This is a genomic window from Nevskia sp. (assembly GCF_051860985.1).
In the GTDB taxonomy this organism is placed as follows: domain Bacteria; phylum Pseudomonadota; class Gammaproteobacteria; order Nevskiales; family Nevskiaceae; genus Nevskia.
On the sequence record NZ_JBIMKV010000011.1, the window covers coordinates 55,961 to 82,291 of the forward strand.

25 protein-coding genes are annotated in these 26,331 nt (G+C 66.9%); 11 read left to right on the forward strand and 14 right to left on the reverse strand.

Translation table 11 applies throughout. The features are described 5' to 3' along the window. Nucleotides 1–11: 11 nt before the first annotated feature. The 4 genes from ACTIGJ_RS12265 to ACTIGJ_RS12280 form a co-directional block, all read right to left on the reverse strand. Nucleotides 12–2,012 (reverse strand): sigma-54-dependent Fis family transcriptional regulator, encoded by a 2,001-nt coding sequence (locus ACTIGJ_RS12265; RefSeq protein ID WP_439640607.1) that lies wholly within the window; start codon nucleotides 2,010–2,012, stop codon nucleotides 12–14. A 65-nt stretch (nucleotides 2,013–2,077) separates the two neighbouring features. Continuing rightward, entirely contained in the window at nucleotides 2,078–3,529 is a 1,452-nt protein-coding gene (locus tag ACTIGJ_RS12270) for a LutB/LldF family L-lactate oxidation iron-sulfur protein (RefSeq protein WP_439640608.1), read from the reverse strand. After that, complete coding sequence (locus tag ACTIGJ_RS12275) at nucleotides 3,519–4,217, reverse strand: LutC/YkgG family protein (protein ID WP_439640609.1); 699 nt, start codon at nucleotides 4,215–4,217, stop codon at nucleotides 3,519–3,521. Before ACTIGJ_RS12275 ends, ACTIGJ_RS12270 begins: the two co-directional genes overlap by 11 nt. Beyond that, entirely contained in the window at nucleotides 4,214–5,008 is a 795-nt protein-coding gene (locus tag ACTIGJ_RS12280; RefSeq protein WP_439640610.1) for a (Fe-S)-binding protein, read from the reverse strand. The genes ACTIGJ_RS12275 and ACTIGJ_RS12280 overlap by 4 nt, the downstream gene beginning before the upstream one ends. 121 nt (nucleotides 5,009–5,129) lie before the next feature. Here ACTIGJ_RS12280 and ACTIGJ_RS12285 point away from each other — a divergent pair, with 121 nt between their 5' ends. Continuing rightward, entirely contained in the window at nucleotides 5,130–5,834 is a 705-nt protein-coding gene (locus ACTIGJ_RS12285) for a FadR/GntR family transcriptional regulator (protein WP_439640611.1), read from the forward strand. 28 nt (nucleotides 5,835–5,862) lie between these two features. Here ACTIGJ_RS12285 and ACTIGJ_RS12290 read toward each other — a convergent pair whose 3' ends face one another. From ACTIGJ_RS12290 to ilvN, 4 genes are all read right to left on the reverse strand, one after another. After that, on the reverse strand, nucleotides 5,863–7,596 hold the full coding sequence (locus ACTIGJ_RS12290) for a tetratricopeptide repeat protein (RefSeq protein WP_439640612.1): 1,734 nt from the start codon (nucleotides 7,594–7,596) through the stop codon (nucleotides 5,863–5,865). A gap of 9 nt (nucleotides 7,597–7,605) precedes the next feature. After that, nucleotides 7,606–7,899, reverse strand: coding sequence for a hypothetical protein (locus ACTIGJ_RS12295; protein ID WP_439640613.1), 294 nt, complete (start codon nucleotides 7,897–7,899; stop codon nucleotides 7,606–7,608). Between the two features lie 131 nt (nucleotides 7,900–8,030). Beyond that, complete coding sequence (gene ilvC, locus ACTIGJ_RS12300; protein ID WP_439640709.1) at nucleotides 8,031–9,047, reverse strand: ketol-acid reductoisomerase; 1,017 nt, start codon at nucleotides 9,045–9,047, stop codon at nucleotides 8,031–8,033. Between the two features lie 94 nt (nucleotides 9,048–9,141). Further along, nucleotides 9,142–9,654: an acetolactate synthase small subunit gene (gene ilvN / locus ACTIGJ_RS12305; protein WP_439640614.1), complete on the reverse strand. Its 513-nt coding sequence runs from the start codon at nucleotides 9,652–9,654 to the stop codon at nucleotides 9,142–9,144. Nucleotides 9,655–9,799: 145 nt separating this feature from the next. On the opposite strand from ilvN, the gene ilvB reads away from it, so the two are divergent. Then, nucleotides 9,800–11,653, forward strand: coding sequence for a biosynthetic-type acetolactate synthase large subunit (gene ilvB, locus ACTIGJ_RS12310; protein ID WP_439640615.1), 1,854 nt, complete (start codon nucleotides 9,800–9,802; stop codon nucleotides 11,651–11,653). After that, the gene (locus ACTIGJ_RS12315) at nucleotides 11,653–12,423 is read left to right on the forward strand and encodes an ATP-binding protein (RefSeq protein ID WP_439640616.1); all 771 of its coding nucleotides are present in this window, start codon (nucleotides 11,653–11,655) and stop codon (nucleotides 12,421–12,423) included. Before ilvB ends, ACTIGJ_RS12315 begins: the two co-directional genes overlap by 1 nt. Nucleotides 12,424–12,540: 117 nt before the next feature. On the opposite strand, the gene ACTIGJ_RS12320 is transcribed toward ACTIGJ_RS12315, so the two are convergent. The 6 genes from ACTIGJ_RS12320 to ACTIGJ_RS12345 all read right to left on the reverse strand — a co-directional run bounded on the left by ACTIGJ_RS12320 (nucleotide 12,541) and on the right by ACTIGJ_RS12345 (nucleotide 17,073). Continuing rightward, nucleotides 12,541–12,798, reverse strand: a complete 258-nt coding sequence (locus ACTIGJ_RS12320; protein WP_439640617.1) for an acyl-CoA-binding protein — start codon at nucleotides 12,796–12,798, stop codon at nucleotides 12,541–12,543. A gap of 81 nt (nucleotides 12,799–12,879) precedes the next feature. Continuing rightward, nucleotides 12,880–13,365 carry a dihydrofolate reductase gene (locus ACTIGJ_RS12325; RefSeq protein ID WP_439640618.1) on the reverse strand — a complete coding sequence of 162 codons (486 nt, stop codon included), beginning with the start codon at nucleotides 13,363–13,365 and terminating at the stop codon, nucleotides 12,880–12,882. Continuing rightward, complete coding sequence (locus tag ACTIGJ_RS12330; protein ID WP_439640619.1) at nucleotides 13,362–14,159, reverse strand: alpha/beta fold hydrolase; 798 nt, start codon at nucleotides 14,157–14,159, stop codon at nucleotides 13,362–13,364. The genes ACTIGJ_RS12325 and ACTIGJ_RS12330 overlap by 4 nt, the downstream gene beginning before the upstream one ends. A gap of 66 nt (nucleotides 14,160–14,225) precedes the next feature. Continuing rightward, complete coding sequence (locus tag ACTIGJ_RS12335; RefSeq protein WP_439640620.1) at nucleotides 14,226–15,020, reverse strand: thymidylate synthase; 795 nt, start codon at nucleotides 15,018–15,020, stop codon at nucleotides 14,226–14,228. A gap of 4 nt (nucleotides 15,021–15,024) precedes the next feature. Further along, nucleotides 15,025–15,834, reverse strand: a complete 810-nt coding sequence (lgt, locus tag ACTIGJ_RS12340) for a prolipoprotein diacylglyceryl transferase (protein ID WP_439640621.1) — start codon at nucleotides 15,832–15,834, stop codon at nucleotides 15,025–15,027. A 42-nt stretch (nucleotides 15,835–15,876) separates the two neighbouring features. Further along, nucleotides 15,877–17,073: a class I SAM-dependent rRNA methyltransferase gene (locus ACTIGJ_RS12345; protein WP_439640622.1), complete on the reverse strand. Its 1,197-nt coding sequence runs from the start codon at nucleotides 17,071–17,073 to the stop codon at nucleotides 15,877–15,879. 170 nt (nucleotides 17,074–17,243) lie between these two features. Here ACTIGJ_RS12345 and ndhC point away from each other — a divergent pair, with 170 nt between their 5' ends. From ndhC to nuoI, 8 genes are all read left to right on the forward strand, one after another. Continuing rightward, entirely contained in the window at nucleotides 17,244–17,693 is a 450-nt protein-coding gene (ndhC, locus tag ACTIGJ_RS12350; RefSeq protein ID WP_439640710.1) for an NADH-quinone oxidoreductase subunit A, read from the forward strand. Between the two features lie 12 nt (nucleotides 17,694–17,705). Continuing rightward, on the forward strand, nucleotides 17,706–18,368 hold the full coding sequence (locus ACTIGJ_RS12355; RefSeq protein WP_439640623.1) for a NuoB/complex I 20 kDa subunit family protein: 663 nt from the start codon (nucleotides 17,706–17,708) through the stop codon (nucleotides 18,366–18,368). Between the two features lie 14 nt (nucleotides 18,369–18,382). Continuing rightward, complete coding sequence (gene nuoC, locus ACTIGJ_RS12360) at nucleotides 18,383–20,170, forward strand: NADH-quinone oxidoreductase subunit C/D (protein WP_439640624.1); 1,788 nt, start codon at nucleotides 18,383–18,385, stop codon at nucleotides 20,168–20,170. A gap of 85 nt (nucleotides 20,171–20,255) precedes the next feature. Beyond that, nucleotides 20,256–20,717 (forward strand): NADH-quinone oxidoreductase subunit NuoE, encoded by a 462-nt coding sequence (nuoE, locus tag ACTIGJ_RS12365; RefSeq protein ID WP_439640711.1) that lies wholly within the window; start codon nucleotides 20,256–20,258, stop codon nucleotides 20,715–20,717. Next, nucleotides 20,714–22,036 (forward strand): NADH-quinone oxidoreductase subunit NuoF, encoded by a 1,323-nt coding sequence (nuoF, locus tag ACTIGJ_RS12370; protein WP_439640625.1) that lies wholly within the window; start codon nucleotides 20,714–20,716, stop codon nucleotides 22,034–22,036. Before nuoE ends, nuoF begins: the two co-directional genes overlap by 4 nt. Before the next feature lie 22 nt (nucleotides 22,037–22,058). Beyond that, nucleotides 22,059–24,797, forward strand: coding sequence for an NADH-quinone oxidoreductase subunit NuoG (gene nuoG / locus ACTIGJ_RS12375; RefSeq protein WP_439640626.1), 2,739 nt, complete (start codon nucleotides 22,059–22,061; stop codon nucleotides 24,795–24,797). Continuing rightward, nucleotides 24,794–25,786 (forward strand): NADH-quinone oxidoreductase subunit NuoH, encoded by a 993-nt coding sequence (gene nuoH / locus ACTIGJ_RS12380; RefSeq protein ID WP_439640627.1) that lies wholly within the window; start codon nucleotides 24,794–24,796, stop codon nucleotides 25,784–25,786. Before nuoG ends, nuoH begins: the two co-directional genes overlap by 4 nt. A gap of 6 nt (nucleotides 25,787–25,792) precedes the next feature. Beyond that, nucleotides 25,793–26,329, forward strand: coding sequence for an NADH-quinone oxidoreductase subunit NuoI (nuoI, locus tag ACTIGJ_RS12385; RefSeq protein WP_439640628.1), 537 nt, complete (start codon nucleotides 25,793–25,795; stop codon nucleotides 26,327–26,329). The last annotated feature ends 2 nt before the right edge of the window (nucleotides 26,330–26,331 follow it).

Consider the following 26,331-nt stretch of genomic DNA (forward strand, 5'->3'; position numbering starts at 1 on the left):
CAGCGCCGGCCTCAGCAGAACTGCGTCGGCGCGACGATCCCGTGACGCTTCATCCGCCGGTAGATCGTCGCCCGGCACAGGTTCAGCTCGCGGGCCACGTCGCTGATCACCCAGTGATGGCTGCGCAGCGTGTCGAGCAGCTGCTGGCCGTCGCCGACGTGGCCGGCGCGGCCCGGCGCCTCGACCGCGCCAGGCTGGACGGAGGGCGTCGACGCCGCCAGCAGTTCCAGCCCACGCGAAGGGCCGAGCGCGGCAGCGCGGACTTCGGCCGGCAGATCATCAAGATCGATGCCGCGGGCATCGGCCATCGACAGCGCATAGCGCAGCGCGTTGCGCAGCTCGCGGATGTTGCCGGGCCAGCGGTATTGCAGCAGCAGTTCCAGCGCCTGCGGCGCAATCGCCTCTGATGCGCCGAGCGCACATGCCTCGTCGCGGAGGATGCGGCGGACCAGGTAGGCGAGGTCACGGCGTTCGCGCAGCGGCGGCAGCTGCAGGGTCGCACCGGAGAGCCGGTAGTACAGGTCTTCGCGGAACGCGCCGGCCGCAATCTGCTCGCGCAGCCGGCGGTGCGAGGCGGCAATCACCGTCAGGCGCAGCGGGATCGGCTTGTCACCGCCGAGCGGCAGCACCTCGCCTTCCGACAGTACCCGCAGCAGGCGGGTCTGCAGGGGCAGCGGCATATCGCCGATCTCGTCGAGGAACAAGGTGCCGCCATCGGCGCGCTGGATCAGACCGACCATGCCGCGGCTGCGGGCGCCGGTGAAGGTGCCCGGCAAATAGCCGAACAGTTCGCTTTCGATCAGCGATTCCGGCAGCGCCGCGCAGTTGATCGCCACGAAGGCCTGCGCGGCGCGCGGACTGGCCTGATGCAGCGCCTTTGCCAGCACTTCCTTGCCGGTACCGGTCTCACCCTGGATCAGCACGTTCAGCGGCCGGCGAGCCAGCCGCCGCGCCTGGTGGATCAGCTGGTTCATCTGCGGATCGTCGTCAGCCAGCGCTTCAAGCTCGGCGACATTGCCTGGAGCAGCAACGCCGCTGGCCGCCGCCGGCTGGCCGCTTGCAGGCGCCGGACGGCGCGGTGCGCGCACGGTGGCGTAGCAGACCTGATCGGTCCAGGTTTCCAGCGCGCCGCACTCGTCGGCTTCGGCGCCGCACGCGAGTCGCCAGATGTCGACGGCGCGGTTGCGGAACACCGCCGTCAGGCCGTGACCGACCAGGCCGCCGCGTGCCACGCCGTCGATCAGCTGCAGCTGGGCGCGGGCGCCGCTGTTGGCGCCGACGATCACGCCATCGCCGTCGAAGGCCAGCATCGCTTCGGCATTGACGTCGACCAGCGCGGCGTTGCGGCTCAGCTTGAGAATCCAGCGATCGCCAAAGTGGCGGATGAAGTTGGCGTCTTCGATCATCCGTCCGTACAGCGCCGTCAGCCGGCTGATCAGCGGCTGGCTGCCGCGCGATTCCGCCGTGCTGATGGTCGACAGGTCGAGCGCGCCCATCAGCTCGCCTTCCGGGTCGTATAGGGGCGTGGCGGTGCAGCTGAGATCGAGGTTGCCGACGTAGTAATGATCGCGGCTGTCACAGCTCAGCGTGCGTCGCTCGACCAGGCAGGTGCCGATGCCGTTGGTGCCCGCCAGCTGCTCATGCCAGTTGGCGCCGGCAATCAGGCCGGCGCGCATCGGCGCTTCGGTGCTCGCCGTACCGAGGAGATCGAGGGTGATGCCGTCGGCATCGGCCAGCATCAGCACATAGCCGAGATCAGCGACCTGGGCATGCAGCTGCTCCATGCCGGCGCGCGCCGTGCGCAGGTAGCGCTCGTGCTGCGCGCGCCGCTCGCGCAGCCGGCTGGAAGACTCCACCTGCAGGCGATAGCGCGACGAGGGATCGAGGCTGTAGTCCCGGTAGCAGCGCATCCAGGAGCGATGGATCGGATTGTCGTCGGCCAGCGTCGGCAGCGCCGCGTCACGGCCGACCACTTTCATCACTGCTTCGACATGGTTTTGCGATGGGTTCATGGCACGCCTCCTGTCATCAGCGACGCCGTCGCGGGCAGGCGGCGCCGGGCCCTGCGGATGGATCGCTAGCGGCGCTGCTGCCGGCGCTGCGCCAGACGATCACGGAACGACTGCGGTGCCGGCCGCAGCGGTGCCCGCGCCAGCGTCCAGCCGCCTTGCCACGGCGGCGTCAGCCAGCGCAGCCGGGCCGCCAGCCAGACCAGCAGCCGATAGCGCATCGGCTGGCTGTACAGCCAGCGCCAGGCCTTCCAGGCCAGCGTCTCCGGCCAGCGGCGCAGCTCGCCCTGGCCACGCAGCGGCTGCTCCGGCGGCGTCGCCGATTGCGCGACGCTGTGGCGGCCGGCTTCGCGCAGCCGCATCAGCAGATCGGGAATCGGGATGCCGACCGGGCAGACCTCGCCGCAGGCGCCGCACAGGCTCGATGCCGTCGGCAGGTCGCGGGTCTCGTGCAGGTTCTGCAGGTGCGGCGAAATGATGGCGCCGATCGGCCCCGGATAGGTGGTGCCGTAGCTCAGGCCGCCGATCCGCGTGTAGACCGGGCAATGGTTCATGCAGGCACCGCAGCGGATGCATTGCAGCGTGGCCCGGAAGCGCTGCTCGCGGTAGGCCTGGGTACGGCCGTTGTCGAGCAGGATCAGGTGCATCTCGCGCGGGCCGTCCTTCTCGCCCGGCCGGCGCGGGCCGGTCAGCACGTTCAGGTAGGTGGTGATCGCCTGCCCGGTCGCCGAGCGGGTCAGCAGCGCGAACAGCGGCGCGACGTGCTCCAGCTTTTCGATCACCTTCTCGATGCCGGTGATCGCGATGTGGACGTCCGGCACCGAGGTGCACAGCCGGCCGTTGCCTTCGTTCTCGACCAGCACCAGCGAGCCGGTCTCGGCGACCATGAAGTTGACGCCGGACACGCCGATGCGGGCGCTGGCGAACTTGTCGCGCAGCGCGCGGCGGCCGATGGCGATCAGTTCGTTGACGTCATCGGTCAGCGGCGCGCCGTCGATGTGTTCGTGGAAGATCTCGGCGACATCGCGCTTGGTCTTGTGGATCGCCGGCATGATGATGTGGCTCGGCCGGTCGCCGTCGAGCTGCAGTATGTACTCGCCCATGTCGGTCTCGACGCAGTCGATGCCCTGCGCGGCCATCGCATGGTTCAGCTCGATCTCCTCGCTGACCATCGACTTGCCCTTGACCATCAGCGGCGCGTCGTGACGCCGCGCCAGATCCAGGAAGATCGCGTTGGCGTCGGCCGCCGTCTCCGCCCAGTGCACCTGCACGCCCAGCGCGGTCAGCCGTTCCTCGAGCTGCACCAGCAGCTCCGGCAGCCGGGCCAGCGCGTGCTGGCGCACCGCTTCGCCAACCCGGCGCAGCCGCTCGAAGGCAGCCGGATCGGGGAACTGCCGGGCCCGGCGTTCGATCAGGAAATCCATCGCGCCGCTGAAACTGTCGCGCAGCTTCGGATCGTTCAGCGCAGCCCGGGCGTTGGCGTGGAAATCGGCCAGCTTGATCGGCGCTTCAGCGTGCATCGGCGTCTCCGTCCTGCACCAGCAGGATCACCAGTTCGCGCGGCCCGTGCGCGCCGTAGACCAGCAGGCGCTGGATGTCGGCGGTCTTCGACGGGCCCGTGATGGTCAGCAGATTGCTCGGCATCGCCTGCGCCCAGCCGTAGTGGCGAATTGCCGCCAGCAGCGAATCGTGCAGCGCGTGCTCCTGCAGCAGCGCGATGTGCAGTGGTGGCACCAGCGACAGCGTGCGCGGCTCCTCGACACCGGGCTGCAGCAGCAGGCTGCCGCTGGCAGCGATGCCGCCGAGCGTGGTGGTGATGCCGGCGTCGGCGGCGAACAGCTCCGGCTTCAATGCAGCCAGCTCGCGATCGAACCAGCGGAGCTGGTCCGCCGGCACGGTGGCCTGCAAGGTCGCCGCAATCGGGCTGCCGGGGCCAGCGAACAGCTGGCGCACACCGCGCGCGCGCAGCAGCGCCAGCAGCTGCACCGGCCAGTCGAGCAGCGTGGTTTCGATGACCTCGGCCTGCCAGCTGCGGGCATGGCGGATGAAGCGCTGCCGGCGGCTTTCGCCGGCCGGCTCGGCGACCAGCGGCGCCAGCGCTGCATCGACCTCCGGTGCGCGTGCGCCGGCAGGCTCGCGGCGTGCCTCGTGCAGCCGCGCGAAGATCGCCGATCGGGCGCGCTGCGATGCCGAGCCTGAAGCGCTCATCGCCCGGCCCCTTCGCCAACGCTGGCGTCCAGCCGTTCGCGGATCAGGCTGGCGATATGACGGCCGCGCTGCGGTTCGCGGCGCTTCTCCAGCATCAGGTTCAGGCTCAGCAGGCAGCCGCAGTCGGCGCTGACCATCGCATCGCAGCCGGTGGCGCGGATGGCGTCGAGCTTGTCCGAGGTCATCGCCGCCGAGATCTCCGGATGCTTCACCGAGAAGGTGCCGCCGAAGCCGCAGCATTCGGACTCATGGGCCTGCACCACCAATTCCACGCCCGGCAGCCGTTGCAGCAGCGCCCGGCCGCATTCCAGCGTGCCCATCTCGCGGCGCGCGCTGCAGGCGGTATGCAGCGCCACCCGCAACGGGCTGCGGCGGGCATGCGCCAGGTTCAGATCGGCGACGTTCAGCAGGTAATCGGTGAACTCGATGGTCCGCGCGGCGATTCCTTCGGCCTTGGCCAGACGCAGCGGATCATTGGTGAAGAGCTTCGGCCAGTGGTGCTTGAGCATGCCGCCGCAGGAGCCGGATGGCACCACGATCGGCCACGGCTCCGGGAACAGGTCGAGCTGGGCCGCGGCGACCTTGGCTGCTTCCTCGGGAAAGCCGGTGGTGTACGCCGGCTGGCCGCAGCAGGTCTGGCGCAGCGGCACATGCACGGTGACGCCGCTGCGTTCGAGCACGTCGATGGCATCGATGCCGGCATCCGGCGCGAACATGTCGATCACGCAGGTGGCGAAGAAATACACGTTGGGCGCGCTGCGGTGCATCGCGGTGCCAGCTGCTGCAGACATCGGTTTCCTCCTGGAACGCTTCCGGCGAGCCGCCGGCGCAATCGCGTGGTGATGGCCGGCAGTCTGGTCGCCGACCCGGCGACTGTGATATTGGTCCGACCAATTTCGAGAGCGCTGGCCGATGCACGACAACGAACTGTCCCGTGGTGATGCGATGGCCGAGGCGATCGAGCGCGCCATCGTCGCCCGCGAGTTCGAAGGCCGGCTGCCGCCGGAACGGGTGCTGGCGGCGCGCTTCCGGGTATCGCGCGGCACCGTGCGGGAAGCGATCGGCAAGCTGGTGGCGCGCGGCCTGCTGAGCCGCCGGCAAGGCGCCGGCACCTTCATCCTCGATGACACCGATCGCCGCACCGCCGAGATCTGGTCGGACATGGTCGAGCGGCATCCCCGGCTGCAGGAAAGCCTGATCGAGTTCCGCACGATGATGGAATGCCGCAGCGCCGAGCTGGCGGCGACACGGCATACCGCCGCCGATCGCCGACGCTTGCAGCAAGTGGCGCGCGATGTCGATGCCGCCTACGGCGCCAGTGACCGGCGCGCCCAGATCGAGGCCGACGTGGCCTACCACCGCGCCATCGCCGACGCCGCGCGCAACCCGGTTTTTTCCTACCTGATGGGTTCGCTACTGAACCTGCTGCACGACCACGTCCAGCTCAGCATTGCCGGCCTGCAGCCGGACACCGAACCGTCGCGACAGCTGCGTGCGCAGCATCAGGCCCTGATCGACGCCATCCTGTCCCGCGATGCCGCCGCCGCCGGCCGTGCCGCCGGCCGGCACATGGACTACGTGCGGGTGCAGCTCAACGATCTGCGCAGCGCCGCGTAGCGCCGCCTGCCCTCGCGAACCAGCGCGGTCAGCGCGCTTCGGGCGGCTGATTCTGCCGGGCGATCGCGGCTTCGGTTGTCGCCAGCGCCTGCTTGAAACGCGGGTCATCCCGGTAGCCGTCCCAGACCGGCGACAGGCGCAGGTCGGCGATGTTCAGGACGGCGGGATCGTCGGCCAGCCGGATCAAGGCATCGAGCGCCTCGTCGCGCAGTCCCGCCAGCGCCAGGACGGCCGCCTCGGTACTGCGCAGCGAAATCCTCGAGAACGCGTCGTTGCCGGCCAGTTCCACGCCGAGCCGGGCGTCGCGGCGCGCGGCATCGACGTCGCCGAGGCCGGCTTCGATCATCGCCAGGCTCGTGGCGATGTAGCCGTTGTCGCCCCAGTGGGCGCGCAGGGCGTTCAGCTGAGACAGCCCTTCCCTGAACGTGGCGGTCGCCGCCGGCAGGTCACCCTGCCAGCGCAGCGACCAGCCCAGCAGCGGGTAGTAGATGAACGTCCAGCCGTCGAGTGCGAAACCCGGCGCCGTCATCGCAGCGCGATAGCCCTTGCTGACTGCCGCATAGTCGCGGCAAACCGTCGCCAGCCAGAGCTGCACGCCCAGCAATGAGGGATCGTCGATATTGACCGAACGCGGATCCAGCAGGCGGCCCGCCGCTGCGATATCCCCCTCGACGAGATGGTTGCCGGCCTTCTGGGCGATCAGGTAGACGTTTCCCGGCTCCAGCGCCAGCCCGCGGTCAAGCCAGCGCTGCGCTGCCACCGTGCGGCCGATGGTGGACAGTGTTTCGGCGAGCATCGACAGGTAGGAGATGTTGCCCGGGTCGAGCACGATCGCCTGCTGAGTCAGTTCGATCGCCTGCTGGTAGTTGCCGGCGCGGCGCTCGACGAGCGCACGCGCACTGAGTGTTTCAGCGCTGTTCGGCAAGCGCCGGCTGGCTTCGGCAAGGGCCGCCCGCGCGCCATCGAAGTCAAGCGTGCGGTACAGGAAATAGCCCTTGGCCAGCCAGCTTTCGGCGGCATCCGGCGCCAGCTGCATGGCCTTGTCCGCACCGCTGCGGGCGGCTTCCAGGCGTTCGGCGGCGCGATCCAGCGCCTGGAAGTAAAGCAGCCCGTCGACGATCGACTTGTAGGCCCAGGCCTGCGCGAAGCCGGGATCGAGTCGCACCGCTTCGGCGAAATTCTCCGACGCGGCGCGCAGCAGCACCGGCGAGAACGCGGCCTTGTGGCCTTCGAGGCCGCGCAGGTAGGCGTCGTAGGCGGCCGGGTTCAAGGTCGGCTTGCGCGCCAGCAGCTGCTGCTCTTCGCCGCTGAGCCGGGTGTCCAGCGTCCGGGCAATGGCGGTGGCCACCTCGCCCTGCACGCCGAGGATGTCGTCGGTGCTGCGATCGTAGATCTCGCCCCACAGATGGCTGTCGTCGGCGGCGCGGATCAGCTGCACATTGATCCTCACCTTGTTGCCGACCTTCTGGACACTGCCTTCGAGGATGTGCGCCACGCCCAGCTTCGCCGCGATGTCCTTGAGATTGCCCGGATGGCCGCCGTACTCGGCGGTCGAGGTCCGCGAGGTCACCCGCAGCGCGCCGACCGTGGCCAGCCGGGTCAGGATCTCGTCCTGGATGCCGGTGGCGAAGTAGGCGTTGTCGGCATCCGCCGACAGGTTCTCGAACGGCAGCACGGCGATCGACTTGTCAGCGGTGGCGGCGGTGGGCGACGGCGTCAGCAGCCGGTCGGTCAGCAGCAGCACCACGGCCAGCGCCAGCACCGCGATGATCTAGCGATCTATCGTCTTGCCCGTTTGCCGGGTCACCGAGACGCTGCGGTCGATCTCGCTTTCCAGCTTGATCCCCTGCGGCGTCCATTCGTAGAACCACGAGAACAGCAGCGCGAACGGAAAGCCGATGACCACGGCGATGACGACGATGCGCACCGTCTCGTCAGGAATGCCGAAGAACGGAAACACCTGGGTGGCCACCTGCACCAGCAGCCAGGCCGCCGCGGCATAGAACATTGCCGCCCGATGGACGTTGCGGCGCTGCAGTTCGACGAGTAGCGAAGGGCGACTCACAACGCTCCGAAGGGCCGGGTCATGACGGGGTGTCGACCGAAGAATAACCCGCCGGCCGGATTCCTCCGACCGAAACGGATCAGGGCGCCGAAGCGCCCTGATCGTTGCAGCCGTTCAGCTGAACCGCAGACTCAGTTCTTGGTCTTGTCGACCAGCTTGTTCTTCGAGATCCACGGCATCATCGAGCGCAGGCGGGTGCCGACTTCCTCGATCTGATGCTCGGCGCCAAGGCGGCGGCGGGCCTTCAGCATCGGCTGGCCGGCCTGGTTCTCGAGCACGAAGTCACGGGCGAACTTGCCGGTCTGGATGTCGGCCAGCACGCGCTTCATTTCCTTCTTGGTTTCTTCGGTGACGATGCGAGGGCCGGTCACGTAGTCGCCGTACTCGGCGGTGTTCGAGATCGAGTAGCGCATCGTCGAGATGCCGCCTTCGTACATCAGGTCGACGATCAGCTTCAGTTCGTGCAAGCACTCGAAGTAGGCCATTTCCGGCGCGTAACCGGCTTCCACCAGCACTTCGAAGCCGGCCTGCACCAGGGCGGAGGCGCCGCCGCAGAGCACCGCCTGTTCGCCGAACAGATCGGTTTCGGTCTCTTCGCGGAAATTGGTCTCGATGATGCCGGCGCGGCCGCCGCCGTTCGCCGAGGCATACGACAGGGCGATCTGCTTGGCGGAGCCGGAGGCGTCCTGGTGGATCGCGATCAGGCTCGGCACGCCGCCGCCCTGGGTGTAGGTCGAGCGCACGGTGTGGCCCGGGCCCTTCGGCGCGACCATGATCACGTCAAGGTCGGCGCGCGGCACGATCAGGCCGAAGTGGATGTTGAAGCCGTGGGCGAAGGCCAGCACGCCGCCTTCCTTCAGGTTGTTGACGACCGACTGCTCGTAGATCGCGCGCTGGTCCTGGTCCGGGGCGAGGATCATGACCACGTCGGCGGTCTTCACCGCTTCAGCCACTTCCAGCACCTTCAGGCCGGCATTGACCGCCTTGACCCAGCTCTTGGAACCCTTGCGCAGGCCGACGGTGACATCGACGCCGGAGTCCTTCAGGTTCTGCGCATGGGCATGGCCCTGCGAGCCGTAGCCGAGGATCGTGACCTTGCGCGACTGGATGATCGAAAGGTCGGCGTCTTTGTCGTAGTAAACGGAAATGCTCACAGCGGTTCCCTCTCGTGGGACGGATGAAGCGCGGATGCGTCTTCAGTGGATCGGATCGTTGTTGTCGTCGGCCGCAGCCGCCGCGTGTTCAGACCGGGGCGGCCAGCACGCTGACGCCGCGCTCCAGCGCGGCAGTGCCGCTGCGCACCAGTTCGAGCACACGGGCGGTGGTGCCGATTTCGGCGAGGAAGGCGTTCACCTCGGCGCCGGAGCCGGTCAGCTGCACGGTGCGGGTGGTGTCGGTCTCGTCGAGGATCTGGCCGTGGTGGCGCAGCACGCTGTCGACGACGCGCTGCAGGTTGTCGCCGTCGACCGCCACTTTCAGCATCACCAGCTCGGCTTCCAGGTGGTCGCGGCCGGCGAGATCGACGATCTCGACGATCTCGATCAGCTTGCGCGACTGCTTGATGATCTGCTCGACGACCGACTCGCTGCCGTAGGTCACCAAGGTGATGCGCGACAGGCTGGGGTCGTGGGTCGGCGCGACGGTCAGCGACTCGATGTTGTAGCCGCGGGCCGAAAACATGCCGGCGACGCGCGCGAGTGCGCCTGCTTCGTTCTGGAGCAGGATGGAAACGATGTGGCGTTGATCTTGGCGCATAGGGCGCGCACGGTAGCCGCAGCGCGCGTCGGACGCAAGACAGGAACGGGCCTGATCCGGCGGGGACATGCTATAAAAGCGCCCCTTTTCGTCTCCCTGACCCGTTGATGGGAGCCTTTTCGCGTCAGAACCCGAGCTTCGACAGATGAACGCACCGCAGCAGCACGACTTTCACCCTCTCGCCGGCCAGACGATGAGTGGTGCCGACATCATCGTCCAGGTCCTGGCCGATGAGGGTGTCGATGTCGTGTTCGGCTATTCCGGTGGCGCGATCCTGCCGACCTACGACGCGATCTTCCGCTTCAACGCCAAGCACCCGACCGCCGCCGGCGGCGATCCGATGCCACTGATCGTGCCCGCCAACGAGCAGGGCGCCGGCTTCATGGCTGCCGGCTATGCCCGCTCCTCGGGCCGGGTCGGCGTGGCGCTGGTCACTTCGGGACCGGGTGCGACCAACACGGTCACGCCGGTGCGCGACTCGATGGCCGACTCGACGCCGATGATCGTCATCTGCGGTCAGGTGCCGACCAGCGCGATGGGCACCGATGCGTTCCAGGAAGCGCCGATCAGCAACATCATGGCCGCCTGCGCCAAGCACGTGTTCCTGGTCACCGACCCGACCAAGCTCGAAGCCACCGTGCGTACCGCGTTCGAGATCGCCCGTACCGGCCGTCCGGGCCCGGTGGTGATCGACGTGCCGAAAGACGTGCAGAACTGGAAGGGTGTGTTCTCCGGCCGTCGCGATGTCGGCGGCCGCCTGCCAGTGCCGGGCTACCGCGCCCGCCTTCGGCTGACCGACGAGGCACGCATCGACGACGCGGCGCTGACCCGCTTCCACGATCTGCTGAAAGCGGCCAAGCGCCCGGTGATCTATGCCGGCGGCGGCGTGATCCACGCCGAGGCCTCCGAGCAGCTGCGCGCGTTTGCCAACGAGTACCGCATCCCGACCGTCGCCACGCTGATGGGCCTCGGCTGCTACGACACGACCGACCCGCTGTCGCTGCACATGCTCGGCATGCACGGCACCGCCTATGCGAACTACGCGGTTGATGACTGCGACCTGCTGATCGCCATCGGCGCCCGCTTCGACGACCGCGTCGCCGGCGTGCCGGCCAAGTTCGCCCGCAACGCCAAGGCGATCCTGCATTTCGACGTCGACGCCAGCGAGATCAACAAGGTCAAGCGGGTCAACTGGTCGCATGTCGGCAACCTCAAGGTGGCGCTGACCCAGGTGCTGGAAAAGACTCGCGCCGAAGGCTTCAAGCCGGACTACACCGAATGGCACGGCCACATCGCCGACCTGAAGCGCGTCCACGCGATGAACTACGACCGCACCTCGAAGACCATCCAGCCGTACGCGATCATCGAGGCGATCAACAAGATCACCGGCGGCGAAGCGATCATCGCCACCGGTGTCGGCCAGCACCAGATGTGGGCGGCGCAGTATTTCGACTTCAAGCATCCGCGCCTGTGGCTGACCTCGGGCTCGATGGGCACGATGGGCTTCGGCCTGCCGGCGGCGATCGGCGCGCAGTTCGCCAACCCCGGCAAGATGGTGGTCGACATCGATGGCGACGCCTCGGTGCGGATGAACATTGGCGAGATGGAAACCATCACCAACTACGGCCTGCCGATCAAGGTTGTGGTGCTGAACAACTCCGGCGACGGCATGGTCCGCCAGTGGCAGAAGCTGTTCCATGAAAGCCGCTTCTCGGCCAGCGACAAGACGCTGCACAAGAAGGACTTCGTGAAGTCGGCGCAGGCCGACGGCTTCGAGTACGCGGTGCAGCTGTCGAACCCGGCCGACATCGAGCGCGTGGTCGGCGAGTTCGTCGCCTTCCCCGGCCCGGCCTTCCTGGAAGTGATCATCGACCGCGACGCCGGTGTCTATCCGATGGTCGGCCCCGGCATGAGCTACGCCGAGATGATCACCGGCGACTGGATCGTCTCGCGCGAGCCGCCGAAGGTGCTCGACGTCTCCAAGACCCAGCTGTTCTGATGACGGCGGCTCCGAGTGCCGGCGACGCGATCGCCTATCGCTGGCGGAACGGCGCGCTACAGCCGATCGCCCATCCGGCGACCACCCGGCTCAACCAGCTGCTCGGCATCGACCGCCAGAAGGCGGCGGCGGTGGCCAACACCGAGCAGTTCGTCGCCGGCCGGCCGGCCAATCACATCCTGCTGACCGGCTCGCGCGGCACGGGCAAGTCGTCGCTGGTGAAGGCGCTGCTGACCGAGTTCGCGCCGCGCGGCCTGCGGCTGGTGGAAGTGCAGCCGCAGGATCTGGTCGATCTTCCGGAGGTGGTCGCGCCGCTGCGCGGCCGCGCCGAACGCTTCGTGCTGTATGTCGACGATTTCTCGATCTCGGCCAACGACAAGGCGCTGACCCAGCTGAAGGCCGCGCTCGATGGCGGCATCGAGGAGCCGGCCGAGAACGTGCTGATCTACGCGACCAGCAATCGCCGTCACCTGACGCCGCAGCTGAAGAGCGACAACGCGGAAGCCCGCTGGGAAAACGACGAGCTGAATCCGGGCGAATCGACGGAGGAAAAGGTCGCGCTGTCGGAGCGCTTCGGCCTGTGGCTGAGTTTCCAGCCGTTCACCCAGAGCCAGTACATCGATGCGGTGCGTCTGCATCTGAGCCGTCTCGGCGTCAGCGCGTGGAATGACGAGATCAAGGTGCTGGCGCAGCGCTGGGCGCTGAACCGCGCCTCGCGATCGGGCCGCGTGGCCCAGCAGTTCGCCCGGGATTACGCGGGGCGAAGCTGATCGGCTTGCCTTGAATGGCAAGCTGATCAGCTTCGCGCCCGGCCATGGATGGCCGGGCCGGCGCCGGAAGCGGAGACTGCACTCAGGACAGGGATGTCCGGGCCGAATGAAGCAGCCTCAGCCCAACAGCGCCTTGACCTTGGCGATGTACTTCTTCATCGCTTCGTCGGTCGAGGTGCCCTTGAGGCCGGCCCAGGCGTCGTACTTGGCGCGACCGACCATGTCGAGCATGCCGGGCCGCGAGCCGGTGACATCGCCGCTGCTGCCCTGCTTGAACAGCGAGTACAGCGTCAGCAGGTCGTCGTTGCTGGGCTTCTTGGTCAGGGTCTTGACGTCTTTCTGGGCTTGTTCGAACTGCGCTTTGAGGTCGGCCATCTCAGGCTCCGGTGGGTGCAAAAAAAGTGCACGAGTGTACCGGTGGCGAACGCCCACCGCAGCCGGTGATGGGCAATCCTTTCAGCCGCGGCGATCCAGGGTCACGAACCGGAAGGGCAGCGGATGGCGCTCATCGGCGATATGCGGCTCGGCGGCGGTTTCGATCCAGTCGGCCAGGTCGAAGGGAGGAAACCAGGTGTCGCCGTCGACCTCGGCCTGCACTTCGGTCAGTTCCAGCCGGCTGGCCAGCGGCAAGGTCTGGCGATACAGCTCGGCACCACCGATCACCATCAGCGCCCGCCCCTGGGCGGCGTTCAGCGCCTGATCGAGCGTGGCGAACACGGTGGCACCTGCCGGCTTGAACGCCGGGTCGCGGCTGAGCACCCAGTTGTCGCGATCCGGCAGCGGCCGCCCCAGCGAGTCCCAGGTCTTGCGGCCCATCAGCACGGTCTTGCCGACGGTCAGGCGCTTGAAGCGCTTCAGGTCGTCCGGCAGCCGCCACGGCAGATCGCCGTCGCGGCCGATCGTGCGGTTGGCGGCCAGCGCCGCAATCAGGGTCAGGTTCACGGTGCGGGGATTCCGGTGCGATCGAGCAGGTCAAGGATTTCGCGGGTGATCAGATCGGGCCGCTTCCAGACCACGAAATGTCCTTCGTCGGGCACCACGATCACCCTGCCGCCGGGCTTCGGCAGCACCGAGGCCGCGTAGTCGGCGGTCTTCGGGTCGACCAGTTCATCGCGCGCGCCCTGCACGACCGTGATCGGCATCGTCAGCCCGGCCCAGCGAGCCGTCTGCGCCTGCAGATCCTGCGGTAGCACCATGATCTCGTCGTTGGCCCAGGCAAATTCCTTCGGCATCAAGGCGCGAACCAGCCCGAACGTCATCGCGCGGTTGTACCAACGCGGCTGCTCGGTATTCGGATCGATCGACGGCGCCACCAGTACCGCCCCGCGCACCAGCGCCGGATGACGCATCGCCAGTTCGGCGGCGATCGGCCCGCCGAGCGAGTGCCCGACGATGACCGTTGGCTTGCCGGGGCCGTCCAGCAGCGGCGCCAGCAGGCGCGCCTGCTCGGCCATCCGGGGCGCCACCCGACCCGGATCGGAGGCGCCGAAACCCGGGCGATCGACGGCGATCAGCGTGGCTCGCTGCTGCAGCTGCCGGTCGGCCAGGTAATGCGCCCAGGCCTTCCAGTCGCCGGGTGTGCCGTGCACGAACAGGATGCGCGCCGGGCCGTCGCCGATCTGCCAGTAATGGATGGTGCGGTCGTCGATCCGGTACTCGTGCTCGACCGGCCGGGGCGGCGTCGGGAACAGTTCCTCGACGCTGCCGCGCGGATATGGCGGGTTCTTCGCCAGCACGCCACAACTCGAAATCGCCAGAAGAACAGCAGCCAAGACCCTGAAAGACATGGTCTTATGGACGAATCAGACGGCGACCGGCGCCTTGATGTGCGGATGCGGGTCGTAACCGGCGAGCGTGAAATCCTCGGGCCGGAACGCGAACAGGTCCGTCACCGCCGGGTTCAGCGTCATCGTCGGCAGCCCGCGCGGCTCGCGGCCGAGCTGCAACCGGGCCTGTTCGAAATGATTGCTGTACAGGTGGCAGTCGCCGCCGGTCCAGATGAACTCGCCGGGGGCCAGGCCGCAGACCTGGGCGATCATCAGGGTCAGCAGCGCATAGCTGGCGATGTTGAACGGCACGCCGAGAAAGATGTCGGCGCTGCGCTGGTACAGCTGGCAGCTCAGCCGGCCGTTGGCGACATAGAACTGGAACAGCGCGTGGCAGGGCATCAGCGCCATCTGGTCAAGTTCACTGACGTTCCAGGCGGAGACCAGCAGGCGACGGGAATCCGGCGTCTTGCGGATCTGCTCCAGCAGCTGCTGGATCTGGTCGATGTGGCGGCCGTCGGCGGTCGGCCACGACCGCCACTGACGCCCGTAGACCGGGCCCAGCTCGCCATCGGCGCGCGCCCATTCGTCCCAGATCGACACGCCGTTTTCCTTGAGCCAGGCGATATTGGTATCGCCCCGTAGGAACCACAGCAGCTCGACGATGATCGAGCGCAGATGCAGCTTCTTGGTGGTGACCAGCGGGAAGCCATCGGCCAGATCGAAGCGCATCTGGTGGCCGAAGATCGACCGCGTGCCGGTGCCGGTACGGTCGCTCTTGTCGCTGCCCGTATCCAGAACAAGCTTCATCAGATCAAGATATTGGCGCACAGACTTAATCCTGATTGCGGCGGTAGCCGATGATCATGAAGGCAGCGCCCAGAGCCAGCATCGGCAGGCACAGCTGCATGCCCATCGTGAACCAGCCGGTGCCGTAGAGGTAACCGAGCTGGCTGTCCGGCACCCGGACGAACTCGACCGCAAAACGGAACGTGCCGTAGAGGATCAGGAACAGGCCGCTGATCGCCATCCGGGGCCGCGGCTTCGAGCCGAACCACCACAGGATCAGCAGCATCGCCAGGCCTTCGAGCCCGGCTTCGTAGAGCATGCTCGGGTGGCGCGGAATGCCGTCCTTCAGCGCCGGGAACACCATGCCCCAGGGCAGGTCGGTCGGCGCGCCGAACAGCTCGCCGTTGATGAAGTTGCCGATGCGCCCGGTCAGCAGACCGAACGGCACGGCGACGGCGATGAAGTCGGTGACCGTCCAGAAGCTCAGGCGATGCTGGATTGCATAGACCTGCATCGCCACCAGCACGCCGATCAGGCCACCGTGGAAGGACATGCCGCCTTCCCAGATCCGGAAGATCACCGCCGGGTCCTTCAGGAAGATCAGGTGGCCGGCGGAATCGACGTTGTAGAAGAACGTGTAGCCGATCCGGCCGCCGAGGATCACGCCGATGACGCCGTAGAACAGCACGTCGGAGATCCGCTCCGGCGTCCAGAACGACAGCCACGGATAGCGCCCGCGACGCACGCTGAGCCAGTAGAAACCAGCGAAGCCGAGCAGGTACATGATCCCGTACCAGTGGATCTTGACCGGCCCGAGCGCGAGCGCGACCGGGTTGATGTCGGGATGGGTCAGCATGCGGTTCTGGGAGAGTGGGTGGTGACCCGGCAGCCCGCGATGCTAGCCGACCTGCTCGTGGATCGTGGTGACGATATAGCCCTTCAGGTAACGGGTTTCCGGAATCGCCGGATGGACCGGATGGTCCGGCCCCTGTTCCAGCGTTTCGAGGATCTGCAGGCGCTTCGCAGCCGCCCGTGATTCGCGCAGCAGCACGCGCTGCAGCTCATCGGCGGCCAGATGGTGCGAGCAGGAGCAGGACACCAGCACGCCGCCCGGCGTCAGCAGGTTCAGCGCCGCACGGTTCAGCCGGCCGTACAGGCCCAGGCCTTCCTCGTGATCCCGCTTGCGCTTGATCAGCGCCGGCGGATCGACGACGACGACGTCGAACCGGCGGCCGTCGACCGCCAGTTGCTTCATCACGTCGAGCGCATCGCCCTTCAGCGTTTCCAGCGTGCGGCCGTTGAGCGCGGCATTGCGCTCGGCGGCGGCCAGCGCCGGGGCCGAGGAATCGACGCAGGCCGCGCTCGCTGCGCCGTGGCCGAGGCTGCGCAGCGCCCAGCCGCCGGCGTAGGAGAAGACGTCCAGCACCGCCGAATCCGGCTTAATGTAGCGGGCCAGCCGGTCGCGGTTGTCGCGCTGGTCGAAGAACCAGCCGGTCTTCTGGCCGCCACGCATGGCGATCTCGAACTTCACGCCGGATTCCTCGATGACCACCGTTTCCGGGACATCACCGACTTCCTCGACGTACAGCGGCAGGTTCTCGGCCTCGCGGGCGGCGCTATCGTTGCGCAGCACGATGCCGCGCGGCTGGAACGTCGCCTGCAGGGCCTCGATCAGCCGGCCTTTCAGATGCTCCATGCCGGCGGTCCCGATCTGCACCACCAGCACATCGCCGTAGCGATCGACGACCAGCCCCGGCAGGCCGTCGGCTTCACCGAACACCAGTCGGTAATGCGGGGTCGAATACAGCCGCGCGCGCAGCGCAGCGGCGGCCGCCAGGCGCCGGGACAGCCAGTCGGCGTCGAACACGGCATCGTACTGCCCGGTCAGCAGGCGGCCGCAGAGCAGCGCCTGCGGATTGATGTAGCCGGCGCCGATCGGCTTGCCGCGGCCATCCTCGAAGCGGCACAGGCTGCCCGCCGCGACACCCTTGATCGGCGTGCGCGCGGTGTCGATTTCGTTGGAATAGATCCACAGGTGGCCGGCGCGCAGACGCCGATCCTCCTGGGCTTTCAGGCGGATGATCAGATTGGACAAGGAAGGGTCGTCGCGTGGAGCCCGAGACAGGGTGTCATCGGGAAGTTGTTCTGCGTATCATACCGATCATCTGAAAAAAGACCCCTTGCCGCGACGTTTTGAGGCTTCATCGACGTCGGGATTCGGGCTAAGTGCCAGCGATCTTGAGAGAACGATCAGACGTGGAATTCCTGACCGCGTTTACACCCCAGACCTGGGCCTTCGGCATTTATGTCGCGGCGGTCATCTTCGTCGTGGCGCTGATGGTGGGCCTGTCATCGCTGCTCGGCAGCCGGAACAACGGCCGCGCGAAAAATGAAGCTTTCGAATCGGGCGTCGTCGGTGTCGGCGGCGGACATTTGCGTTTTTCGGCCAAGTTCTACCTGGTCGCCATGTTCTTCGTGATTTTCGATCTCGAAGCGGTGTTCCTGTATGCCTGGGCGGTATCGGTTCGCGAAAGCGGCTGGGCCGGTTTCATCGAAGCCTGCATTTTCATTGGGGTCCTGCTGATCGGCCTCGTCTATGTCTGGCGGCTGGGTGGCCTGGACTGGGCGCCGAAGTCGCGTGCCGGGAAACGCAGCCTGCCGCAGCTCGATCCGCCGGCCGACATCGTCGTGCCGCCCGCGCCTATCAAGAACTGAACCTTCGCGACCATGGAATACGCTCTCAAGCGCATCGACAAGAACGGCAAGACGCACTCCCCGACCCCGCCCGGTGTCAACGCTGGCGAGGGCTACATCGAAGACGAGGTTCGCAAGAACATCGTCCTGACCAAGCTGTCGGACCTGGTCAACTGGAGCCGCAAGAACTCGATCTGGCCGTACAACTTCGGCATTTCCTGCTGCTATGTCGAAATGGCCACCGCGTTCACGGCGGTGCATGACCTGGCCCGGTTCGGCTCGGAAGTGATCCGCGCGTCGCCGCGCCAGGCTGATCTGATCGTCATCGCCGGCACCTGCTTCCAGAAGATGGCGCCGGTCGTGCAGCGCCTGTACGAGCAGATGCTGGAACCGCGCTGGGTGATCTCGATGGGTTCCTGCGCCAACTCCGGCGGCATGTACGACATTTACTCCGTGGTCCAGGGCGTCGACAAGTTCCTGCCGGTCGACGTCTACATTCCCGGCTGCCCGCCGCGCCCCGAAGCTTTCCTGCAGGCGCTGATGCTGCTGCAGGATTCGATCACCCAGGAACAGCGTCCGCTGTCGTGGGTGGTGGGTGATCAGGGCGTCTATCGCAAACCGATGCCCGCCGAACGGGATCGCAAGCAGGCGGAACGCAACGCGCAAACGATCCTGCGCAGCCCCGATTCCGTCTGAGGCACCTTTAACCGATGGCCGACGACGCCCCTCGCAATCCCAACATTCTGCCGCCGGTGGTGCTGCCGCCGGTGGTCCGTGAGCTGTTCGATCGCTTCGGCGAGCAGAACCTCGTCTACCAGCAGGGCAAGGACGACGCCCCCACTGTCTGGGTGCCGCTGGAACTGCGCGACCCGGTGCTGGTGTTCCTCAAGCACCACGTGCCGAAGCCGTACAAGATGCTGCTGGACTTCCATGCGGTCGACGAGCGCATGCGCCGTCATCGCGAAGGCCTGCCGCCGTCCGACTTCACGCTGTTCTACCACCTGCTGTCGATCGACCGGAATTCCGACGTCCGCATCAAGGTGGCGCTGCTCGGCGAGTTCCCGGCCGTCAAGTCGATCGTGCCGATCTACGCGAACGCCAACTGGTACGAGCGCGAGACCTGGGACCTGTTCGGCATCAAGTTCGAAGGCCATCCGAACCTGCAGCGCATCCTGCTGCCGCGCTATTGGAAGGGTCATCCGCTGCGCAAGGAGTATCCGGCGCGCGCAACCGAGTTCGATCCCTATCTGCTGACCGCCGGCCGCCAGGACGAGGAGCAGAACGCGCTGATGTTCAACCCCGAGGAATGGGGCATGAAGCGGTCCGAGAAGGACCACGACTACATGTTCCTGAACCTGGGTCCTAACCATCCTTCGGCCCACGGCGCGTTCCGCATCGTGCTGCAGCTCGATGGCGAGGAGATCGTCGACTGCGTGCCCGACATCGGCTACCACCATCGCGGTGCCGAGAAGATGGCGGAACGCCAGTCCTGGCACACGTTCATCCCGTACACCGACCGCATCGATTACCTCGGCGGCGTGATGAACAACCTGCCGTACGTGCTGGCGGTCGAGCGGCTGGCCGGCATCAAGGTGCCGGCGCGGGTCGACACCATCCGCATCATGATGGGCGAGTTCTTCCGCATCACCTCGCACCTGCTGTTCCTCGGCACGTTCATCCAGGACGTTGGCGCGATGACGCCAATCTTCTTCATGTTCACCGACCGGCAGAAGGCCTACGACGTCATCGAAGCCGTCACCGGCTTCCGCATGCATCCGGCCTGGTACCGGATCGGCGGCGTCGCCCACGACCTGCCGCAGGGCTGGGACCGCAAGGTCAAGGAATTCCTCGACTGGTTCCCGAAGCGGCTCGACGAATACCAGCGCGCCGCGCTCGACAACTCGATCCTGCGCAAGCGCACCCGCAACGTCGCCCAGTACAACGGCGCCGAAGCCGTGGAATGGGGCATCACCGGCCCCGGCCTGCGTGCCACCGGTGTCGACTACGACCTGCGCAAGAAGCGGCCGTATTCCGGCTACGAGAACTTCGAGTTCGAAGTGCCGCTCGGGCACCATGGCGATGCCTTCGATCGCGCGATCGTCCGCATCAACGAGATGCGCGAAAGCTGCAAGATCATCCGTCAGTGTCTGAACCACATGCCGGCTGGCCCGTACAAGGCCGATCATCCGCTGACCTGTCCGCCGCCGAAGGACCGCACGCTCAAGGACATCGAAACGCTGATCACCCACTTCCTCGGCGTCAGCTGGGGTCCGGTGATGCCGCCGAACGAGTCCTGCCAGCTGATCGAGGCGACGAAGGGCATCAACAGCTACTACCTGACGTCCGATGGCTCGACGATGAGCTACCGCACGCGCATTCGCACGCCGAGCTTCGCGCACCTGCAGGCGATTCCCTACATCATCAAAGGCGCACAGATTCCTGACCTGATCATGCTGCTCGCCACCATTGACTTCGTGATGGCCGATGTCGACCGCTAACTCCAGCTCGAACCCGAGCGCCGATGTCATCAAGCTGGCCGACCTGGTCGCCAGCGCCTCGCTGCCGCCGACCGACGGCTACCGGATGTCCGATGAGGAACGTCACGAAATCGAGGAATGCCTGCATCACTATGACGACAACCGCGCGGCCTCGATCGACGCGCTGAAGATCGTCCAGAAGAAGCACGGCTGGGTGCCGGACGGCGCGATCGCCGAGATCGGCAAGGTCATCGGCATCCCGGCGGCGGACGTCGAAGGTGTGGCCACCTTCTACAACCTGATCTTCCGGCGGCCGGTCGGCCGCAACGTCATCAAGATCTGCGACAGCATTTCCTGCTACCTGACCGGCTACGACGAGGTCCGCAACGCGATCAGTGCGCACCTGCGGATCAACCTCGGCCAGACCACGCCGGACAACCGCTACACGCTGCTGCCGATCTGCTGCCTCGGCGCCTGCGACAAGGGCCCGGTCGCGATGATCAACGACGACACCCACGGCAACCTGTCGCCGGAAACGATTCCCGCGCTTCTGGAGCAGTACAAGTGAGCCCCACCCCGAGCAATCTGGCCGAAACCCGGCCGCTGACCGCCAATATCGTGGCCGGACGCGGGCCGCTGAACCTGAAGGACTACCAGGCCGCCGGCGGTTACCGCGCCGTCCGCAAGGCCCTGAAGGAACTGACGCCAGCCGACGTCACCAAGGCAGTCAAGGACGCCAATCTGCGCGGCCGCGGCGGCGCTGGCTTCCCGACCGGCGTCAAGTGGGGTCTGGTGCCGAGCCTGGAGAAGGCACCGGGCAACCGCTACCTGGTCTGCAATGCCGACGAGATGGAGCCGGGCACCTTCAAGGACCGGCTGCTGATGGAGTCCGACCCGCACCAGCTGGTCGAGGCGATGATCGTTTCCGGCTACGCGATCCAGGCCACCCGCGCCTACATCTTCCTGCGCGGCGAGTACATCGAGGCGGCGAAGAACCTCAATGCCGCGATCGCCGAAGCGAACGCCGCCGGCTATCTGGGCCGCGACATCCTCGGCTCCGGCTGGAGCATGGACCTGCATGTCCATACCGGCGCCGGCCGCTACATCTGCGGCGAGGAAACCGCGCTGATCAACTCGCTGGAAGGCCGCCGCGCCAACCCGCGCGCCAAGCCGCCGTTCCCGGCGATCGCCGGTCTCTGGGGCCGGCCGACGGTGGTCAACAACGTCGAATCGCTGTGCAACGTCCCACACATCGTCAACAACGGTTCGGACTGGTTCCTGGGCCTGAACCAGGGCAAGTCGAAGGACGGCGGCACCAAGCTCTACGGCTGCTCCGGCCGCGCGAAGCGCACCGGCATCTGGGAACTGCCGATCGGCACCACGGCCCGCGAGATTCTCGAAGAACATGCCGGCGGCATGAAGGACGGCCTGAAGCTGAAGGCCTGGCTGCCGGGCGGTGCCTCGACCGACTTCCTGATGCCCGAGCATCTCGACCTGGCGATGGATTTCGACACCATCGCCAAGGCCGGCTCGCGCATGGGTACCGGCCTGCTGACGGTGGTCGACGATCGCCAGAACATGGTCAGCGTGGTGCGCAACCTCGAAGATTTCTTCGCCCGCGAATCCTGCGGCTGGTGCACGCCGTGCCGCGATGGCCTGCCGTGGACCTACAAGACGCTGGTGGCGATGGAAAAGGGCGAAGGCCGCCCGGGCGACATCGAGCAGCTCGAAAAGATGACCCGCTTCCTGGCGCCCGGCCGCCCGTTCTGCGCGCATGCGCCGGGCGCAATGGAGCCGCTGCAATCGGCGCTGAAGTTCTTCCGCGGCGAATTCGAAGCAACGATCAAGAAGATCGACCAGACCGCTGCAACGCACGCAGCGGCCTGATCACAACGGATACGACACCCACGTGGCCATCATTCACGTAGACGGCAAGGAACACACGGTCAACGGAGCAGACAACCTGCTCAAGGCCTGCCTGAGCCTCGGACTCGACATCCCCTATTTCTGCTGGCACCCGGCACTCGGCAGCGTCGGCTCCTGCCGGCAGTGCGCCGTCAAGCAGTACCGCGACCAGAACGACACCGTCGGCCGCATCGTCATGTCGTGCATGGCGCCAGCCAGCGACGGCACCTGGATCTCGATCGACGATGCGGAAGCCAAGGCCTTCCGTGAAAGCGTCATCGAGTGGCTGATGTCGAACCACCCGCACGACTGCCCGGTCTGCGAGGAAGGCGGCCACTGCCATCTTCAGGACATGACCGTGATGACCGGCCATGCCTCGCGCAGCTACCGCTTCACCAAGCGCACCCACAACAACCAGGAACTCGGGCCGTTCATCGGTCACGAGATGAACCGCTGCATCGCCTGCTACCGCTGCGTCCGGTACTACAAGGATTACGCGGGCGGCAAGGATCTCGGCGTCTACGGCTCGGCCAGCCGCGTCTACTTCGGTCGTGCCGAGGACGGCGTGCTGGAATCCGAGTTCTCGGGCAATCTCACCGAGGTCTGCCCGACCGGCGTGTTCACCGACAAGACCCACAGTGAGCGCTACAACCGCAAGTGGGACATGCAGTTCGCGCCCAGCGTCTGCCAGGGCTGCTCGGTGGGCTGCAACATCTCGCCCGGCGAACGCTACGGCGAGCTGCGCCGCATCGAGAACCGCTACAACGGTTCGGTCAACCACTATTTCCTCTGCGACCGCGGCCGCTTCGGCTACGGCTTCGTCAACAACAAGGACCGTCCGCGCCAGCCGCTGGTGAAGCGCGGCGATGCACGGGTCGCGGTCAGTGCCGACGAAGCGCTGCTGAACGCGGTGAACCTGGTGAAGACCGCCAAGGGCCTGGTCGGCATCGGCTCGCCGCGCGCCAGCCTGGAATCGAATTTCGCGCTGCGCCAGCTGGTCGGCAGCACGAACTTCTTTGACGGCCATGCCGACGCCGAAGGCCGGCTGGTCAAGCGCGTGGCCGACGTGCTGCGCACCGGGCCGGTGCCGGCAGCCACGCTGCGCGGCATCGAATCGGCGGACGCCGCGCTGGTGCTTGGCGAGGACGTCATCAACACCGCGCCGCGCGTCGCGTTGGCCTTGCGTCAGGTGGCACGCGGCAAGGCCACCCAGATGGCGGCCGAAAAGCACATCCCGGACTGGCAGGCGATCGCGATCGCCGACATCGGCATGCATCACAAGCATCCGATCTTCATCGCCACGCCGGATGCAACGCGGATCGACGAGATTGCCAAGGACGCCGTGCGCGCCGCGCCGGCCGACATCGCCCGCCTCGGCTACGCCGTCGCCCATCTGATCGACCCGGCCTCCCCTGCGGTTGCCGACCTCGACGCCGCGAGCGCCGAACGCGCACGGCAGATCGCCGACACGCTGCTGGCCTCGACCAAGGCGGTGATCGTCTCCGGTACCGGCGCCGGTTCGGAATCGGTGATCAATGCCGCCGCGAACGTCGCCTGGGCGCTGCACGGCCGTGGCAAAGTCGTCGAACTGGTGCTGGCCGTGCCGGAAGCGAACAGCCTCGGCACCGCGCTGATCGGTGCGCCGGGCCTGGACGAAGCCTTCAAGGCGATCGAATCCGGCCGCGCCGACACGCTGGTGGTGCTGGAGAACGACCTCTACCGCCGCGCGCCGAAGGCGCGTGTCGACGCCGTGCTGGCCAAGGCGCGGCTGGTGGTCATCGACCATCAGCTGACCGACACCGCCGCTCGCGCCGAGCTGCTGCTGTCGGCCGGCAGCTTCGCCGAAGCTGATGGCACCCTGGTGTCCAACGAAGGGCGCGCGCAGCGCTATTTCCAGGTCTACGAGCCGGCCTACTACAAGCCGGACACGGTGATCCGCGAAAGCTGGAACTGGCTGCATGGCATCCGTGCCCAGCAGCTCGGCCAGGCGACTGTCTGGACCCAGCTGGATCATGCGACGGCCGAAATCGCCGCCGTGCTGCCGGCGCTGGCACGGATCACCGAGGCGGCGCCGAACGCCCAGTTCCGCATCACCGGGCTCAAGATCGCCCGCGAACCGCATCGCTATTCCGGCCGCACGGCGATGCGCGCCAACCTGTCGGTGCACGAGCCGCGTCAGCCGCAGGACGCTGACACCGCGCTGGCCTTCTCGATGGAAGGCCACAACGGCGTGCAGGCCGGTGATCGCCCCGCCGCGCTGACGCCGTTCGCCTGGGCGCCGGGCTGGAACTCGCCGCAGTCTTGGAACAAGTACACCGACACGGTCGGTGGTCATTCGCTTGGCGGCGATGCCGGCGTGCGGATCATCGAGCCGGCGGCCAATGCGCCGAAGGCGCCGGCCTACGCCAACCACGTGCCGGCTGCGTTCAAGGCCAGCACGGCGGAACTGCAGGTGGTCGCCTCGCAGCACATCTTCGGCAGCGACGAGCTGTCGGCAAAGGCGGCGCCGGTGCAGAGCCGCATTCCGGCGGCCCATGTTGCGCTGAATGCGGCCGACGCCGCAGCGCTGGGACTGAAGGACGGCGCGCTGGTCGACGTGCAGCTGGATGGCCAAACGCTGCGCCTGCCGCTGCAGCAGCGCGCCGAACTGGCTCGCGGCCTGCTGGTGCTGCCGGTGCTGCCGGGCGTGCCGTTCGCTACCGTCGGTGACGTGGCCCGGATTACCGGAGCAACCGGCGCATGAACGGTCTCATCGAGTTCCTGAAGTCGCCGGCGTTCATCGCGATCCTGGTCGAGGTCGGCAAAGGCCTGGTGATCCTGTTCGGCATGGTGATCGTCGCGGCGCTGCTGATCTGGATCGAGCGCCGCCTGCTCGGCCTCTGGCAGGACCGCTACGGGCCGAACCGGGTTGGTCCGTTCGGCTCGCTGCAGGTGGTGGCCGACATGGTCAAGATCTTCTTCAAGGAAGACTGGATTCCGCCGTTCGTCGACAAGCCCACCTTCATCCTCGCGCCGATGATCGCGATGGGCACGCTGATGCTGGCGTTCATGCTGATTCCGGTCACGCCGACCTGGGGCGTGGCACCGGACCTGTCGATCGGCGTGCTGTTCTTCTTCGCCATCGCCGGACTTGAGGTCTACGCGGTGATGCTCGGCGGCTGGTCGTCGAACTCCAAGTATTCGCTGCTCGGCGGCCTGCGGTCGGCCGCGCAGATGGTCAGCTACGAAGTGTTCATGGGTCTGGCGCTGATGGGCGTGGTCATGCAGACCGGCTCTTTCGCGCTGTCCGACATCGTGGCCGCGCAGAAGGATCTGTGGTTCATCGTTCCGCAGTTCTTCGGCTTCTGCACCTTCGCGCTGGCCGGCATTGCCGTGGTGCACCGCCACCCGTTCGACCTGCCGGAAGCCGAGCAGGAACTGGCGGCCGGCTACCACACCGAATATTCCGGCATGAAGTTCGGCATGTTCATGGTCGCCGAGTACATCGGCGTGATCCTGATCTCCTCGCTGCTGGTGACGCTGTTCTTCGGCGGCTGGCAGGGGCCGGTGCTGCCCCCGATCGTCTGGTTCGTGCTGAAGACCGCGTTCTTCGTGATCCTGTTCATCCTGCTGCGCGCCGCGCTGCCCCGTCCGCGCTATGACCAGGTGATGGCGGGCGGCTGGAAGTTCTGCCTGCCGCTGGCCGTGATCAACATGCTGGTCACCGCGGCATTCGTGCTGTCGAATCCGTAATCCGACATGAAAGCAATCCTGAGCGGTATCTGGAGCAACCTGCGCAGCATGGTGATGGTGTTCACCCACAGCTGGCGCAAGCGCGACACCCTGATGTACCCCGAAGTGCCGATCTACGTGCCGCCGCGTTACCGCGGCCGCATCGTGCTGACCCGCGATCCGGACGGCGAAGAGCGTTGCGTGGCCTGCAACCTGTGCGCGGCCGCCTGCCCGGTTGGCTGCATCAGCCTGCAGAAGGCGGAGCGCGAGGACGGCCGCTGGTACCCGGAGTTCTTCCGCATCAACTTCTCGCGCTGCATCTTCTGCGGCTACTGCGAGGAAGCCTGCCCGACCACCGCGATCCAGCTGACGCCGGACTACGAACTGGGCGAGTACCGCCGCCAGGATCTGGTCTACGAGAAGGAACACCTGCAGATCGCTGGTCCCGGCAAATATCACGACTACAACTTCTACCGCATGTCGGGCATGGCGATCTCGGGCAAGCCGAAGGGCGCTGCCGCCAACGAGACGCCGCCGGTCGACGTCAAATCCCTGCTGCCCTGAAC